This window comes from Solilutibacter silvestris (genome assembly GCF_002895945.1).
GTDB classification, from domain to species: domain Bacteria; phylum Pseudomonadota; class Gammaproteobacteria; order Xanthomonadales; family Xanthomonadaceae; genus Solilutibacter; species Solilutibacter silvestris.
The window spans coordinates 1,021,606-1,036,671 of the sequence record NZ_NPZB01000002.1 but is presented as its reverse complement, the minus strand read 5'-3'; the positions used below and the strand labels follow the sequence as shown (position 1 = coordinate 1,036,671).

11 protein-coding genes and 1 pseudogene are annotated in these 15,066 nt (G+C 63.5%); 8 read left to right on the top strand and 4 right to left on the bottom strand.

Annotated elements, in window-relative coordinates; genetic code table 11:
* Window positions 1–8: 8 nt before the first annotated feature.
* Both msrA and Lysil_RS12320 read left to right on the top strand, forming a co-directional pair.
* Entirely contained in the window at window positions 9–1,349 is a 1,341-nt protein-coding gene (gene msrA / locus Lysil_RS12325; protein ID WP_103075838.1) for a peptide-methionine (S)-S-oxide reductase MsrA, read from the top strand.
* A 64-nt stretch (window positions 1,350–1,413) separates the two neighbouring features.
* A complete protein-coding gene (locus Lysil_RS12320) occupies window positions 1,414–2,217 on the top strand; it encodes an amidohydrolase (RefSeq protein ID WP_103075837.1) in 804 nt (267 codons plus the stop codon).
* A gap of 54 nt (window positions 2,218–2,271) precedes the next feature.
* On the opposite strand, the gene rluB is transcribed toward Lysil_RS12320, so the two are convergent.
* The 4 genes and pseudogenes from rluB to Lysil_RS12300 all read right to left on the bottom strand — a co-directional run bounded on the left by rluB (window position 2,272) and on the right by Lysil_RS12300 (window position 6,297).
* Window positions 2,272–3,927, bottom strand: coding sequence for a 23S rRNA pseudouridine(2605) synthase RluB (rluB, locus tag Lysil_RS12315; protein WP_103075836.1), 1,656 nt, complete (start codon window positions 3,925–3,927; stop codon window positions 2,272–2,274).
* 150 nt (window positions 3,928–4,077) lie between these two features.
* Window positions 4,078–4,648, bottom strand: a pseudogene (scpB, locus tag Lysil_RS12310) (SMC-Scp complex subunit ScpB); the annotation flags it as partial.
* Window positions 4,649–4,653: 5 nt separating this feature from the next.
* Entirely contained in the window at window positions 4,654–5,574 is a 921-nt protein-coding gene (locus tag Lysil_RS12305) for a segregation and condensation protein A (RefSeq protein ID WP_103075834.1), read from the bottom strand.
* Window positions 5,575–5,790: 216 nt separating this feature from the next.
* The gene (locus Lysil_RS12300; protein WP_103075833.1) at window positions 5,791–6,297 is read right to left on the bottom strand and encodes a hypothetical protein; all 507 of its coding nucleotides are present in this window, start codon (window positions 6,295–6,297) and stop codon (window positions 5,791–5,793) included.
* Between the two features lie 98 nt (window positions 6,298–6,395).
* On the opposite strand from Lysil_RS12300, the gene Lysil_RS12295 reads away from it, so the two are divergent.
* From Lysil_RS12295 to Lysil_RS12270, 6 genes are all read left to right on the top strand, one after another.
* Window positions 6,396–6,695, top strand: a complete 300-nt coding sequence (locus Lysil_RS12295) for a YciI family protein (RefSeq protein WP_103075832.1) — start codon at window positions 6,396–6,398, stop codon at window positions 6,693–6,695.
* Window positions 6,692–6,964 carry a BolA family protein gene (locus Lysil_RS12290; protein ID WP_103075831.1) on the top strand — a complete coding sequence of 91 codons (273 nt, stop codon included), beginning with the start codon at window positions 6,692–6,694 and terminating at the stop codon, window positions 6,962–6,964. Before Lysil_RS12295 ends, Lysil_RS12290 begins: the two co-directional genes overlap by 4 nt.
* Window positions 6,965–7,037: 73 nt before the next feature.
* Entirely contained in the window at window positions 7,038–9,281 is a 2,244-nt protein-coding gene (locus Lysil_RS12285) for a glycoside hydrolase family 3 N-terminal domain-containing protein (RefSeq protein WP_103075830.1), read from the top strand.
* Window positions 9,282–9,423: 142 nt separating this feature from the next.
* Complete coding sequence (locus Lysil_RS12280; protein ID WP_103075829.1) at window positions 9,424–10,461, top strand: LacI family DNA-binding transcriptional regulator; 1,038 nt, start codon at window positions 9,424–9,426, stop codon at window positions 10,459–10,461.
* A 10-nt stretch (window positions 10,462–10,471) separates the two neighbouring features.
* Complete coding sequence (locus Lysil_RS12275) at window positions 10,472–13,474, top strand: TonB-dependent receptor (RefSeq protein ID WP_103076056.1); 3,003 nt, start codon at window positions 10,472–10,474, stop codon at window positions 13,472–13,474.
* A gap of 65 nt (window positions 13,475–13,539) precedes the next feature.
* On the top strand, window positions 13,540–15,060 hold the full coding sequence (locus Lysil_RS12270) for a tryptophan halogenase family protein (RefSeq protein WP_103075828.1): 1,521 nt from the start codon (window positions 13,540–13,542) through the stop codon (window positions 15,058–15,060).
* The last annotated feature ends 6 nt before the right edge of the window (window positions 15,061–15,066 follow it).

Here is a 15,066-nt window from a genome sequence, read left to right as displayed (position 1 = left end):
AGCTTGTCATGAAATCCCCCCAAGTCATCGCGCTGCTGGTCGCGCTGTTCGTGACAGGCGTGCTGGCTGCATGTGGCTGGAAGTCGGTGCAGGCCGGTTCGGCGACGGCCGAAACCGCGGCACAGTCGAAACCGGTCACCTCCGCCGACCTGCAGGACATCTATTTCGGCATGGGCTGTTTCTGGGGTTCGGAAAAACGACTGTCGGCCGTGCCTGGCGTTGCCGAGGTGGAAGTGGGTTACGCCGGCGGCGATGCGCCACGGGTGAACTATCAGGATGTATTGAACGAGGAACAGGCGATCCGCGCCGGTCGCAGCCATGCGAAGAACCACGCCGAAGTGGTGCGGGTGCGCTACGACCCCAAGAAACTTGATCTCGCGACACTGCTCGCGGCGTTCTGGGAGAGCCATGATCCGACCCAGGTGGGCGGGCAGGGCAACGACATCGGCAGCAACTATCGCAGTGCGATCTTCTACACCACGCCGGCGCAGAAGACCCTGGCCGAACAGACCCGCGACATCTACCAGCAGGACCTGACGCGCGAAGGCTACGGCCACATCACTACCGAGATCCTGCCCGTGCGCAACTACAACCGCGCCGAGGAAAGCCATCAGGATTACCTGGTGAAGAATCCCGACGGTTACTGCGGCCACGGTGGTACCGGAGTGAAATACGGGCTCGCGGCAGCGGGCAACAAGTATCCGCAACTCGATGGGGCGACGTTGAGCACCGCGCGGCAACTGGTGATCTACGAAGCCGAGGATTGCCCGTTCTGCGCGCGTTTCGAAGCGGAAGTGTTGAAGACCTGGAAGTCGGACGTGCCGTACGTGCTGACGAAATCCCAGCAGGCGCCGAAGGGCTGGACGCTCGAGAAGCGACTGTTCGCGACACCGACGATTGTCTTGTTCAAGGACGGCAAGGAAGTCTCGCGCTACACCGGCTATACCGGCGAAAAGCAGAAGTTCTGGCAATGGCTGGGCTTCAACCTGCTCACTCCGGACCAGCAGCAGATCGCCTTTGAACGCGGCACCGAAATGCCCGGCACGGGGCCGTACCTGGAGGAACATCGCGCCGGCACCTACGTCGATCCGGTCAGCGGTGTCGCGCTGTTCCGCAGCGATGCCAAGTTCGACAGTGGTTGTGGTTGGCCGAGTTTCTTCGATCCGCAACCGGGCGCGCTGGTGTTCGAGCAGGACGACAGCCACGGCATGCATCGCACTGAAGTGCGCAGCGCGAGTTCGGGCATCCACCTCGGCCACGTTTTCGACGACGGTCCGCCACCGACTGGAAAGCGCTATTGCATCAACGGCAAGGTGCTGAAATTCGTGCCCGATCCGGTGAAGGGTTGATGCTGCCGTCGGTCGTCCCGAGCCGGTAAACTCGGGATCGACTGGCGATGGAGTGGAGTAGGTGATGAGCAAGCGCGACCTGCGCGTGTCCCTGGTGCAGGGCGATACCCGCTGGCATGACCCGGCCGGCAATCGCGACTACTACGCCGGCCTGATGGCGCCGATGCATGGCAATACCGATCTGATCGTGCTGCCGGAAACCTTCACCAGCGGATTCTCCAACGACGCCATCGGCAACGCCGAAACGATGGACGGCCCGACCATTGCCTGGCTGCGCGAGCAAGCAGCGAAACTGGACGCGGCGATTTGCGGCAGCGTGCAATTGCGCACATCAGAAGGCGTCTTCAACCGCATGCTGTTCGTGCGTCCCGATGGTGGTGTCGAGCATTACGACAAGCGCCACCTGTTCACCTACGCCGGCGAACACGAGCGTTACGCTGCGGGACAAGATCGCCTGATCGTTGAATGGCGTGACTGGAAGATCTGCCCGCTGGTCTGCTACGACCTGCGCTTCCCGGTGTTCTCGCGCAATCGCCTCGATGCCCATGGCGAACCCGAATACGACTTGCTGGTCTACGTCGCCAACTGGCCGTCAGCGCGTGCCTATGCGTGGAAGACGCTGCTGCGCGCCCGTGCGATCGAGAACATCTGCTTCGTCGCTGGCGTCAATCGTTGCGGCAAGGATGGCAACGGCCTGCACTATTCCGGCGACAGTGCCGTGCTCGACTTCCTCGGCCATCCATTGAGCGAATGCGCGGACGCTGAACTCACCACCACGACCACCTTGCTCGCCGCCGATCTTGCCGACTGGCGCGCGAAATTCCCAGCGTTGCGGGATGGGGATGGTTTCAGTCTGTCCGGGGTTTGACGCGTAAAGCAAAACACCGCAGCTGCAAGCCGCGGTGTTTCGTGTTTGTCGAACTCAGCCGCCACGCGGGCCGCGATGACCGCCGCCGCCCGGACGTCCACCGCCACCGGGGCGCGGGCCACGATTGCCTTGCGGGCGCGGTCCACCAGGTCCACCGGGACGATTGCCGCCGGGACGCGGGCCACCCGGATGCGCGCTGCGCGGCCGTTCGCCGTAGGGATTGAAGCTGCCCGGATTGGCATGATCGGAGGGAAAACTCGGCGCGTTGCCGGGATGTCCGTAGGGATGATGCGGTTTGGCTTCGCCGCGGGATGCGCCGTAGGGATTGCCGCCGCCATCGCCACGATTCGGCCCGCGACCCGGACCACCGGGTCCACGACCGGGGCCACCAGGACCGCCGGGACCACGACCCGGACCACCAGGTCCGCGTGCGGGGCCTCCGGGACCACGGTTCTGACCGAATTCGCGATTCTGGCCGTATTTCTTCGGCGCGCGATTGCCATCGACATTGCGATGACCGGTCGGGCCGGTATCGACGCCTTCCGGCACGTACCAGGTCTTCATCGCTGCCGGATTGTCGCCACCGCGCACTTCACCGGGGCGCATGCGCTGGCCGGGTTGGCGATCCGCGCCCTTGATCTTGAAGCGCTTGTTGGCCTGATTGGCGGCGGCATCGCCGGTCACCGTGAGCGCGCCGGGTTTGCGCGGGCCGCCACGACCACGACGATCCTCGCGGACGTTGTCGAAGCGACGCAGTTCGCGGCCTTCATCGGCGGCGTTGTGGCCGCTGACATAGCCTTCGCTGCGGCGTTCATTGAAATGATGGGCCGATTTGCTCGCCTTGCGCTGGCCGATCACCGGCTGCAGCGTGAGCGCCGACGGCGGGCCATCTTCCAGACCAAGCTTCTTGCGCAGCGCTTCCACCTGCGCATCCGGCAATTCCTGCGACTGGCCGCGCAGCAGCTGCTGCGGCAACGTCACCGTGCCATAGCGGATGCGTTTCAGGCGCGACACCTGGCAACCCTGTGATTCCCACAGGCGACGCACTTCGCGGTTGCGGCCTTCCTTCAGCAGCACCTTGAACCAATCGTGCGAATCGGAACCACCGATGCGTTCGATATCGTCGAACTTGGCCGGGCCGTCTTCCAGCTCGACGCCACGACGCAATGTGAGGAGGAGCTTGTCGCTGACCTGTTCCTCGCCTTCAGGCGGACGCACGCGGCAAACGTATTCGCGTTCGACTTCGAATGAGGGATGCATCATCGCGTTGGCCAGCTCGCCATCGGTGGTGAGCAGCAACAGGCCGGTGGTGTTGATGTCGAGGCGACCGATGGCGATCCAGCGCGCGCCCTTCAGCGTCGGCAGTGCATCGAAGATGGTCGGGCGACCTTCGGGGTCCTCGCGCGTGGTGACTTCGCCTTCCGGTTTGTTGTAGATCAGCACGCGTGCCGGTTCGGTCAGTGCGCTGGCGACGAAGGTCTTGCCGTCGAGTTCGATCTTGTCGCCGCCGCCCACGCTCATGCCAACCGTGGCGGCTTCGCCATTGACCTTCACTGCGCCCGCGGCGATGCGTTGTTCCAGCGCGCGGCGCGATCCCAATCCGGCCTGCGCCAGCACTTTCTGCAGGCGTTCTTCCAGCCTGGGCGCGGCGGCTGCGGCAGCCTCGCGTTGTTTCAGGGACAGGGTGCGTTTGATCGGTTGGTCACTCATGTTTAGCTCCAGTGCTGTCGCCGTCTTCGGCGAGGGCGGGTGTTTCGTCGTGTTCGACGTCGTGTGTTTCAGGGGAAGATGAAGCTTCAGCTTCATCGTGGTCGATGTCGCCGGATGCGGCTTCATCATTCATCGATGCATTAACCGAAACGGGCGCCGATGCGGGATCGAATTGCAATTGCGGATCCAGCTCGCCGAAATCCTTGAGTTCCGACAGCGGCGGCAGTTCGTCGAGGCGCTTCAGTCCGAAATAATCGAGGAAGCCCTTCGTCGTGCCGAGCAGTTCCGGTCGTCCGGGAACGTCGCGATGGCCGACCACGCGGATCCACTCGCGTTCTTCCAGTGCCTTGATGATGTTGCTGTTGGTCGCGACGCCGCGGATCTGTTCGATCTCGCCGCGGGTGATCGGCTGGCGATAGGCGATCAGCGCCAGCGTTTCCAGCGTGGCGCGAGTGTACTTGGTCTGGCGTTCCGCCCACAGCCGCGCCACCCAGGCGTGGACGTCGGCCTTGACCTGGTAGCGCCAGCCACTGGCGACTTCCACCAGTTCCACGCCACGGGGTTGGCATTCCGCCTGCAGGGTTTCCAGCGCGGCCTGCACGCTGCCGTCGGGTGCGGGCTCGTCGAGCGGGAACAGCCCATGGAGCTGTACCACGGTGAGCGGTTGCGGCGCTGCCAGCAGGGCGGCTTCGACGATGCGGTTGATCAGGGTCTGGTCCATCGGGCTCAGGTGTTGTCGGTCGCGGTGTCGGCGACGGGTGAATCGAATTCGCTGTCCGGCACTTCCGCAGGTGCGTCGGCGCTGGCAAGCGACTTGATGTAGATCGGCTGCAGCGCGGCTTCCTGCACGATTTCGATCAGCTGTTCCTTGGCCAGCGTGAGCATGCCGAGGAAGGTGACGACGATGCCGAGACGTCCTTCTTCCGCCGTGAACAGCGACTCGAAGCGGTGGAAGGCGCCATCGTGCAGGCGGTCGAGCAGTTCGGCCATGCGTTGGCGCACGCTCAAGGCATCGCGCTTGATCGCGTGGTGGGTGTAGAGATCAGCGCGCTTCAGCACATCGTGCAGGGCGAGCAGCATCTCCTTCAGTTCCACCGGCGGCGGCTCCCGCACCGCGGCGCGGTCGGGCACATGCGCCGAAGCGACGGTGGTGTCGCGATCCTGCCGGGGCAGGGTGTCGAGATCCTCGGCGGCCTGCTTGTAGCGTTCGTATTCCTGCAGACGGCGCACCAGGTCGGCGCGCGGATCGTCTTCCAGTCCTTCCTCGTTGGGCGGGCGCGGCAGCAGCAGGCGCGATTTGATCTCGGCCAGGATTGCGGCCATCACCAGGTATTCGGCGGCCAGCTCGAAACGCATTTCGTGCATGGCCTGGATGTAGTCGACGTACTGGCGGGTGATCTCGGCGACCGGAATGTCGAGGATGTCGAGGTTCTGGCGGCGGATCAGGTACAGCAGCAGGTCGAGCGGACCCTCGAACGCGTCGAGGATGACCTCGAGCGCATCCGGCGGGATGTAGAGATCCTGCGGGATTTGCAGCAGCGGCTGGCCGAGCACGGTCGCCAGCGGCATTTCCTGCTGCCGCGGGGCACCGGGGTGTTCGGGAGTTGCTGGCGCCTCGACGGCGATCGGCTGTTCGGATTCAGTCATGCATTCGGCGCGGGGCCGGCGGTGTCAGGCTCTGGTTCAACGGGTTGCACGTCGCCACAGCCGCGGGGGCGGTCGGGTCGCGCGAATCGGAGCGGAGGGCGGGAGCGGGCCCGGGGTGCCGTGTGGGGGAACGGCGGGGCACGCTGGTCGCGTATGGGGACCAAGCGTAAGCGGCCACGGGCGGCTTGTCCAGTCGGGCGGTTTGCAACGGGCGATTCAGGCCAGCGCCTCGCCGCGGCGGTCGTGGTAGCGGAAGGTCATCCACAGACCGACCGCGACCGCATAGCAGAGGTTGGGGATGTAGGCCTTGTCGAGCGTGGTGACATGCGTGGTCACCGCCGTGTAATTGGTATAGGCCGCCTGCGACAGGGTGAAAGCGGCGACGATCAGCATGAAGCGCACGAACACCGGCTTGCGCATGTGCAGGGCCAGCACCGTGCCTTCCGAGACCAGCACGCCGATCAGGAAGGGCATCGCGCCACCGATCAGGACCAGGTTGAAGGTGTTGTCCTGAGCGTGGGCCTTGAGCATCAGGTCGGCGAAAGTGACGCCCAGCGGCCGGCACAGCAGGAACAGCAGCAACCCGGTGGCGAAGGCCATGCTGCGCACGTAGCGTTCATTGCCATGCGCGGCAAGGATGACCTTGGCGGAAATCCACAGCTGCCCGCAGATGGTCAGCAGGATCAGCATCTGTTCGAGAATGGTGAAAGTGTCCCACTTCATGCCGGGCGTTGTGTGATTGCGCTCACATCAGCATACACGGCCGCGATGGTCGGGCGGCTGCGTAGACTGTCGGCATCATCCGGTTCGAGGAACAACGCATGTGGTATCTGATCGAAGGCTATGACGGCGCCGACGTGCTGGCACAGCGGCTGGCCCAGCGTCCGGCGCATCTGGCGCGCCTGCAGGCATTGCTGGATGAAGGACGATTGCTGCTCGCCGGGCCGTGTCCGGCCATCGATGCCGAGGATCCGGGCCCGGCGGGATTCAGCGGCAGCGCGGTGATCGCGGAGTTCCCGTCGCTGGAGGACGCCCGTGCCTGGGCCGAGGCCGATCCTTATCGCAGCGCTGGTGTCTACACGCGGGTGGAGGTGCGGCCGTTCCGCAAGGTGCTGCCATGAACAAGGACGCGCGAGTCGATGCCATCAGATCGGCGCTGGAAACGGCACTGCAGCCCGAAGCATTGGACGTCATCGACGACAGCGCACGTCATGCCGGCCACGCCGGCGCCCGTGATGGCCGCGGCCACTTCAAGGTGCGGGTTGTATCGGGCGTATTTGCTGGGCAGGGATTGCTGGCACGGCATCGCGCGGTGTACGACGCGCTCGGGACGTTGATGCAGACCGACATCCACGCGTTGCAGATCGAGGCGAAGACGCCGCAGGAGTGAGCGCTTCGTTGCTGCGATAAAGTGCGCGTGATATAGCTGCATTTTTCGCTTTCGACTGCGTGGTGAATCCGACATGCACAGTTCCATCCGGCGTCTTTCGTTGATCACCGCCTTGACGGCGCTGTTGCATCCCGCATACGCCAGTGCCGCCGATTGCAGCGCCGCTTCCCCACGCATCCGCAACCTGATGGCACGGATGACGGCGGCCGAGAAACTCGGGCAGCTCAACCAGCTTGCCCGGCAGGCGATCGCGACCGGTGCAGCTGGATCGCAAGGACAAGCCGGCGGCGATGAAGTGATCGCTGCCGGTGGCGTTGGCTCATTCCTCGGCGTGCGTGGCGTCGCCGATACGCGTCGTTTGCAGGAAATCGCGGTGACGCGTTCGCGATTGAAGATCCCGCTGCTGTTCGCCGATGACGTGATCCACGGCTATCGCACCATCTTCCCGGTGCCGTTGGCGGAGGCGGGCAGTTTCGATCCGGAACTAGCCGAACGCAGCGCGCGTATCGCGGCAGTGGAAGCAAGTGCCAGCGGCATCCACTGGACCTATGCACCGATGGTCGACATCGCGCGCGATCCACGATGGGGTCGTGTCGTCGAAGGATCGGGCGAGGATCCCTATCTGGGTTCAATGATGGCGGCGGCGCGCGTGCGCGGTTTCCAGGGCCGCGATCTTTCGGCGCACGACAGCGTGCTCGCCACCGCCAAGCATTTCGTCGGCTACGGCGCCGCGGAAGGCGGCCGCGATTACAACATCGCCTCGATGTCGCCGCAGACGCTGCAAGACGTCTACTTGCCGCCGTTCAAGGCAGCCGTCGACGCCGGCGTGGGATCGATCATGGCCGCGTTCAATGAACTCGACGGCACGCCGATGCACGCCAATGGCGCGCTGATCAATGGCCTGTTGCGCAAGCAATGGGGATGGAATGGCGTGGTCGTCAGCGATTACACCGGGGTGATGGAGCTGATGAACCATGGCGTCGCCGGCAATCGCGGCGATGCCGGCGAACGCGCGCTGCGTGCCGGCGTGGATGTCGACATGATCAGTGAGATCTACAGCAAGGAGCTGCCACAACGGGTGGCATCCGGACGATTGCCGCTCGCCGTCGTCGACGCCTCGGTGCAGCGCGTACTGGTCGCCAAATGCAGGCTCGGACTGTTCGATGATCCGTATCGCGGTGCCGATCCAGCACGCGAGCGTGCGTCCATCCTCACGCCCGAACATCGCCAGGTCGCGCGTGTCGCAGCCGGTCGTTCCATCGTCTTGCTGAAGAATGCGCGCGACGTGTTGCCGTTGCGCAAGGACATCGGCGAGGTCGCAGTGATCGGGCCGTTGGCCGATCAACCATGGGCGATGGTCGGCAACTGGCCGGGTGCAGGGAAACCCGAAGATGCAGTGACGCCGCTGGCCGCGCTGAGGAATACCCTGGGAGAGAAACGCGTGGTGTACGCGCGTGGCAGCGAATTGATCGGCGACGACCGCTCGGGTTTCGCGGCAGCAGTGAAAGCTGCGCGGGATTCCGATGTCGTGTTGTTGTTCGTGGGTGAGAGTCCGGAGATGAGCGCGGAAGCGGCGAGCCGCACGTCGCTTGATCTCCCCGGCAACCAGCAGGCACTGGCCGATGCGCTGGTCGCGACGGGCAAGCCGGTGGTCGCGGTGCTGTTGAATGGGCGGCCGCTTTCAGTCGGGAAACTGGCAGAGGAAACATCGGCGCTGGTCGAAGCATGGTTCCCCGGTATCGAGGGCGGCAACGCCATCAGCGACATCCTGTTCGGTGACGTCAATCCGGCGGCACGTCTCGCCATCACCTTCCCGCGCAACGTCGGCCAGGTGCCGATCTATTACGCGCACAAGATGACGGGACGTCCACCGCGCGCGGAAGAGAAATACACATCGAAGTACATCGACGCGCCGTGGACGCCGCTGTTTTCTTTCGGCTACGGCCTGAGCTACACCACCTTTGGTTACGACAAGCTGCGGATCGCGTCGCCACGCATCACCGCGAATGGCCGCCAGAAAGTGACGGTCACGGTGACCAATACCGGCACGCGGGCTGGCGATGAAGTGGTGCAGCTGTATCTGCGCGATGAAGTGGCCAGCGTGACGCGACCGGTGCGACAACTGCGCGGGTTCCGACGCATTCACCTGGCTGTAGGAGAGAGCGGGGCGATCACGTTTGAACTCGGGCGCGAAGACTACGCATTCCATGATGCCGGGATGCGCAAAGTCGTGGAGCCTGGACGCTTCAGTGTGTTTGTCGGCGGCAGCTCAGAGGCCACGCTGTCAGGTTCGTTCGAGGTCATCGCGCAGCATTGATGCTGCGCTGCGACAAGCACAACATACCGATACGAATTGCTGCGACGCGCAATCGAAAGTTGTGACGAAACCTTTACACCTTCGTTTGTAAACGTTTACATTCGACTCGACTCAGCGGATCGGACGGGTTGGTCGGCACGACATGGCGGTCACCATCAAGGACATAGCAGTGCTCGCCAAGGTGTCGGTGGCGACCGTGTCGCGTGCGCTCAACGGCCAGGACAGCGTGACCGAGGAAGCGCGAGCCAAGGTGTTGGCGGCAGCCGCGGAACTGCGTTACCAGCCGCACCATGCCGCGCGCAGCCTCAGCAGTCGGCGCACGCATACGGTCGGCGTGGTGCTGCCGGATTTCGAAGGCGAGTTCTTCTCGGAACTGATCCACGGCATCGAACGCGAAGCGCGGCTGCAGGGTCACCAATTGCTGGTGTCGTGCAGCCATACCGATCCAGACCTGCAGCGACAGGTCCTGCAGGCGATGCGTGGTCGTGTCGATGGATTGCTGATCATGTCGCCGCAGGTGGACAGCGGTGCGCAACTGCTGGAGAACCTGTTTCCGGGCATCCCGACGGTGCTGATCAACAGCCATTTGCCGGCCTGCGCGGAACTGCCCACGGTCAACGTGGACAACCATGCCGGCGCCCGCGCCATCGTCGAGCATCTGCTGGAATGCGGCTATCGCCGAATCGCCTTCATCGCCGGTCCGGAAGACAACTTCGAGGCGCGCGAACGCCTGCGTGCCTATGTCGATGCATTGCGCGAACTGTCGCCATCGCTGACGCCATGGGTCCTGCCGGGTGATTTCACCGTGACGCGCGGACATGAAGCGGGCGAATTCCTTGCCGGCTTGGCCGAACGTCCGGACGCGGTGTTCGCCGCCAATGACCAGATGGCGCTGGGTTGCCTGTTCGCGCTCGCCCGCAAGGGCGTGCACGTTCCCGACGACATCGCGCTGGCGGGATTCGATGACATCCCGTTGGCTGCCTGCACCTGGCCGCGCCTGACCACCGCAGGCACAGACATCGTCGAGCTTGGTGCGCGCGCGGTGCGTCGCCTGCTCGCCGCCGATGGTGCCCACGCAGAACTGGTCACGCCGAAATTGATCGTGCGCGAGTCGACGCGCGACACGCGGCACAACGCATCTCCCCCGATCCACAGCGCCCTCCAACAACCCGCAACATGAGGTGCAACTCATGAAGAACGAACACCGATCCTCCCATTCCCGCCTGCAACGCAGCCTGCTTGCCGTCGCGTTGTGCAGCTGCATTGCCGCGATGTCGACGCCGGCGTTCGCGCAGTCGTCGAATGCGACCTTGCGCGGCAAGGCGCCGCCCGGGGCGCAAATCACCGCGACCAACACGGCCTCGGGGGCGACCCGCAAGGTCAGTGCCAATGCTGATGGCAGTTACGCGCTGGTCGGTCTGGAGCCCGGCACCTATCGGGTGGAGGCGGCAGGCGGCGCCGCACAAACCGTGACCCTGGCGGTGGCGACTTCGGTCAACCTCAATCTTGCCGGCGGCGCGGCCGCAGCGACGACAGGCGAACTGGGCAAGGTGACGGTGACCGGGGCGCTGGTCGAAAAGAAGACTTCCGAAGTCGGCAAGAACATTTCGCTGAAGCAGATCAATACGGTGCCGCAGCTGACGCGCAATTTCCTCGAATTTGCGGACACCGTGCCGGGCATGCAGTTCACCACCGATGGCTCCGGCCATTCGGATATCCGCGGCGGCGCCCAGCAAACCTCGGCGGTCAACGTCTACATCGACGGTGTCGGCCAGAAGAGCTATCTGTTCGGTGGTGTGTCGGGGCAGCAACAGAGCGCCGGCAACCCGTTCCCGCAGCTTGCCATCGGCGAATACAAGGTCGTCACTTCGAACTACAAGGCTGAATTCGACCAGGTCGGTTCGGCGGCGATCATCGCCCAGACCAAGTCCGGCGGCAACCAGTTCCATGGCGAAGTGTTCGGTCGCCATACCAACACGAGCTGGCGCGATCGCACGGCAGCGGAACAGGAGCCGGGCAAGGACAAGCTCAAGACGCGCCAGAACGAATATGGCTTCGCCTTGGGTGGCCCGATCATCAAGGACAAGATGCACTTCTTCGTGAGTTACGAGGGCAAGAACTTCGTGACGCCAGCCGATCCGGTGACCGTGCCCTCCCAATTCGCCAGCTATGCGCCATATCTGCCGCAGCGAGTGCAGCAGCAGTTCGGCCCGGTAACGCGACCGTTCAAGGAAGACCTGTATTTCGGCAAGATCGACTGGGAGATCGGTGACAACGACAAGCTGGAGTTTTCCGCCAAGGTTCGCAAGGAAGACAGCCGTGACAGCGTCGGTGCCCAAACCACGGCGCGCGCCGCCAAGAACAACGCGAATCGCGAAAACCGCTACGACCTGCGCTGGGAGCATTACGGTGAGTCGTTTCTGAACGAGGCAAGGGTGACGTACGAAGACGTGCTGTTCAACCCGACCGCGTACAACTTCGGCAACCAGTCGGTCTACACCAAGCAGCAGAGCGAAAGCGACGTCCTGATGTTCGATGACGCGACCAGTGGCCTTGCGATCCAGCGCAAGGGGCAAAAGGGTCCGGCGTTCCAGGACGACCTGACCTTCAATCGCATCGACTGGCATGGCAGCCATGTCATCAAGGTCGGCTTCAAGTACAAGCAGGTCGACCTGACCCAGAGCGAAAATTCCACGGTCAACCCGTCGTTCTATTACATGGTCAACGATGGCAGTGCTCCCGGTCCGACCGGCACCAGCGCCATTCCGTACGAGGTCAAGTTCAACCTGCCGTTCGTCGGCGGCACGCCGTCGGTGACGACCAAGGACAAGCAGTACGGCTTCTACATCCAGGACGACTGGGACGTCACCGACAGGCTGCAATTCAATCTGGGCGTGCGCTGGGATTACGAAAAGATTCCCTCGTACACCAATTTCGTCACCCCGTCGGAAGTCCTGGCGGCGTTGAATGGACCCGACACCACATCGGGTGCGCCTGCTGGCCAGACCTACCGGCAAACGCTGGCGAAGGGCGGCATCAACATCGACAACTACATCGGCAACGGCCATAACCGCAAGTCGCCCAAGAACAACTGGGCGCCGCGCCTGGGCTTCTCGTACGACATCAGTGGCGACGAAAGCCTGGTGCTGTTCGGCGGTGCGGGTCGCAGCTACGACCGCAACCTGTACGACTACATGGGACTGGAACAGGTCAAGTCGGCGCTGTCCAGCTACACCGTCAAGTTCGCCGAGTCGACCGGCTGCACGCCAGCCCCGAATACTTGTGCAAACTGGAATCCGGGTTACCTCAGCGGCGGCAGCGCCGGGATGGCGGGTCTGGTCACGCCCGGCGTACGCAATGGCGAAATCGACTTGTTGAACAACAACATGAAGACGCCGTATTCGGATCAGTATTCGCTGGGCTTGCGCGCCAAGCTGGGCGAGTGGAATACGTCGGCGACGTTGTCGAAAATCATCAGCAAGAATGGCTTCGTCTTCACCCTGGGCAACCGCTACCCGAATGGCGCCTTCTGGGGCACGCCTTCGTGGGGCGGCACCGCCCAGCCGTGGGAACACAATCCGCCGGGTTTCGGTGGCCTGATCCTGGGCGACAACGGCATCGAAACCCGGACCGCGCAGTTGCTGTTGTCGGCGGACAAGCCCTACACCAAGTCTTCGGGCTGGGGCGCTTCGGTGGCCTATACCTTCTCGCACGCGAGCGGCAATCGCGGCGGTGACGAGCATTACTCGTTCGATGCCGCCACCATCGGCAATTACCCGTTCATCCCTTTGAAAGCGGTGCCCGTGCATCGCCTCGTCGTAACGGGCATCTATGACTTGCCGTGGGGGATCACCTCTTCGGGCAAGCTGACGCTGTCCACGCCGCCGCCACGCAATGAAGTGGCCGACGGATGGTCCGGGTCGGGCAACATTCCGACGCCGCTGGCATTCGATGTGCCGGGCGCGTACGGCGTGAAGGAACTTGATTTGTCCTTGTCCAAGGACATCAAGATCTACAAGGGGCTGACCGTGCAGTTCCGTGGCGATTTGATCAATGCGTTCAATTGGGGCAACCGAAACGACTACACCTGGACCTGGGTCAACGGCCAGGCGACCAACATCCAGGTCAAGAAATATGGTTCCCAGTACACCCCGCCACGCACATTGTTCATGAGCATGCGGGTGTTCTTCTGACGCGCCGCAAGGTGCAGCAAGTCGACAGGGCCCGCGCAAGCGGGTCTTGTCTTTCGGAGCAGGTGATGGACGAAAACGCGATCGGGGACATCGTCGTGGTGGGCGGGGGTGCGGCCGGCTGGATGGCCGCCGCCGCGTTGGCCAGGCATCTCGGCAAGAATCGCAAGATCCGCGTGGTCGAATCCGACGAGATCGGCATCGTCGGCGTGGGCGAGGCCACCGTTCCGCACATCCGCACCTTCAACGCGCAAGTGCTGGGACTGGACGAAGCGGATTTCGTCAAGGCCACCCAGGGCACGTTCAAGCTCGGCATCCAGTTCCGCGACTGGGCGCGCATCGGCGATACCTACTATCACGGCTTCGGTTCGGTGGGGCAGGACCTCGGTCCGGTGCCGTTCCATCACTATTGGCTGCGCGCCCGCGGGGCAGGGCGTGCGCAAGACTATTGCCACTATGGCCTGCAATCGGAAGCAGCCGAACAAGGGCGTTTCATGCCGCCGGCCAGCGATGTGCCGGCAACGTCGCCGCTGGCCAACATCGCCTATGCCTACCACTTCGATGCGGCATCCTATGCGAAGTATCTGCGGGGCTATGCCGAAAAGCTGGGCGTGGTCAGGCACGAAGGCAAGATCGTGCAGGTGTCGCAGCGGCCGGACGATGGATTCATCGACGCGGTGGTGCTGGAAAGCGGCGAGCGCATCGCCGGCGATCTGTTCATCGATTGCTCGGGATTTCGCGGTTTGCTGATCGAGCAGACCCTGAAGGCCGGCTATGAAGATTGGAGCCACTGGCTGCCTTGCGACCGTGCGCTGGCCGTGCCTTGCGCCACGACCGAAGCACCGACACCATATACACGCTGCACGGCGCGGCCTGCCGGCTGGCAGTGGCGGATTCCCCTGCAGCATCGCGTCGGCAATGGCTACGTTTACAGCAGCCGTTTCGTCAGCGATGACGAAGCCGCTGCGGCCCTGCTGGCCAATCTGGATGGCGAGGCGCTGGCCGAGCCGAGGCCGCTGCGCTTCATCACCGGCAAGCGCAGGAAATTCTGGGACAAGAATGTCGTTGCGGTCGGCCTGGCCAGCGGTTTCATGGAACCGCTCGAATCGACCAGCATTCATTTGATCCAGATGAGCATCGTGCGCCTGATCGACATGTTCCCGGATGTGGGCTTCGATCCGGGGCTGGTCGAGCGCTACAACCGCGCCGTCGATTTCGACTACGACCGCATCCGCGATTTCATCGTCCTGCATTACAAGGCGACCGAACGCGATGACACGCCGTTCTGGAACCATTGCCGCACCATGTCCGTTCCCGACAGCCTGCAGGAGAACATCGATCTGTTCCGGCGCTCCGGCCGTTTCTATCGCGATGGCGAGGAGTTCTTCGCCATGCAGAGCTGGGTGCAGGTGCTGCTGGGGCAACGAATCGTGCCCGAGGTCTGCCACCCAATCGTTGATCAGATGCCGGAAGAAGAAGTGTTCAAGTTCGTCGAACACGTCGGCAAGGTGATTTCGGCCTGTGCGCAGGCCATGCCCCCGCACCAGGCGTTCATCGATCGCCTTTGCAAGGCCCCCGCGATGACATAAGGCGGC

Bases quoted from the DNA above. Each gene is read 5' to 3' on its own strand.
- Lysil_RS12280 (WP_103075829.1), top strand. From the start codon at position 9,424: ATGGCGGTCACCATCAAGGACATAGCAGTGCTCGCCAAGGTGTCGGTG.
- Lysil_RS12275 (WP_103076056.1), top strand. From the start codon at position 10,472: ATGAAGAACGAACACCGATCCTCCCATTCCCGCCTGCAACGCAGCCTG.
- Lysil_RS12305 (WP_103075834.1), bottom strand. From the start codon at position 5,574: ATGACTGAATCCGAACAGCCGATCGCCGTCGAGGCGCCAGCAACTCCC.
- msrA (WP_103075838.1), top strand. From the start codon at position 9: ATGAAATCCCCCCAAGTCATCGCGCTGCTGGTCGCGCTGTTCGTGACA.
- Lysil_RS12300 (WP_103075833.1), bottom strand. From the start codon at position 6,297: ATGAAGTGGGACACTTTCACCATTCTCGAACAGATGCTGATCCTGCTG.
- Lysil_RS12270 (WP_103075828.1), top strand. From the start codon at position 13,540: ATGGACGAAAACGCGATCGGGGACATCGTCGTGGTGGGCGGGGGTGCG.
- rluB (WP_103075836.1), bottom strand. From the start codon at position 3,927: ATGAGTGACCAACCGATCAAACGCACCCTGTCCCTGAAACAACGCGAG.
- Lysil_RS12285 (WP_103075830.1), top strand. From the start codon at position 7,038: ATGCACAGTTCCATCCGGCGTCTTTCGTTGATCACCGCCTTGACGGCG.
- Lysil_RS12320 (WP_103075837.1), top strand. From the start codon at position 1,414: ATGAGCAAGCGCGACCTGCGCGTGTCCCTGGTGCAGGGCGATACCCGC.
- Lysil_RS12290 (WP_103075831.1), top strand. From the start codon at position 6,692: ATGAACAAGGACGCGCGAGTCGATGCCATCAGATCGGCGCTGGAAACG.
- Lysil_RS12295 (WP_103075832.1), top strand. From the start codon at position 6,396: ATGTGGTATCTGATCGAAGGCTATGACGGCGCCGACGTGCTGGCACAG.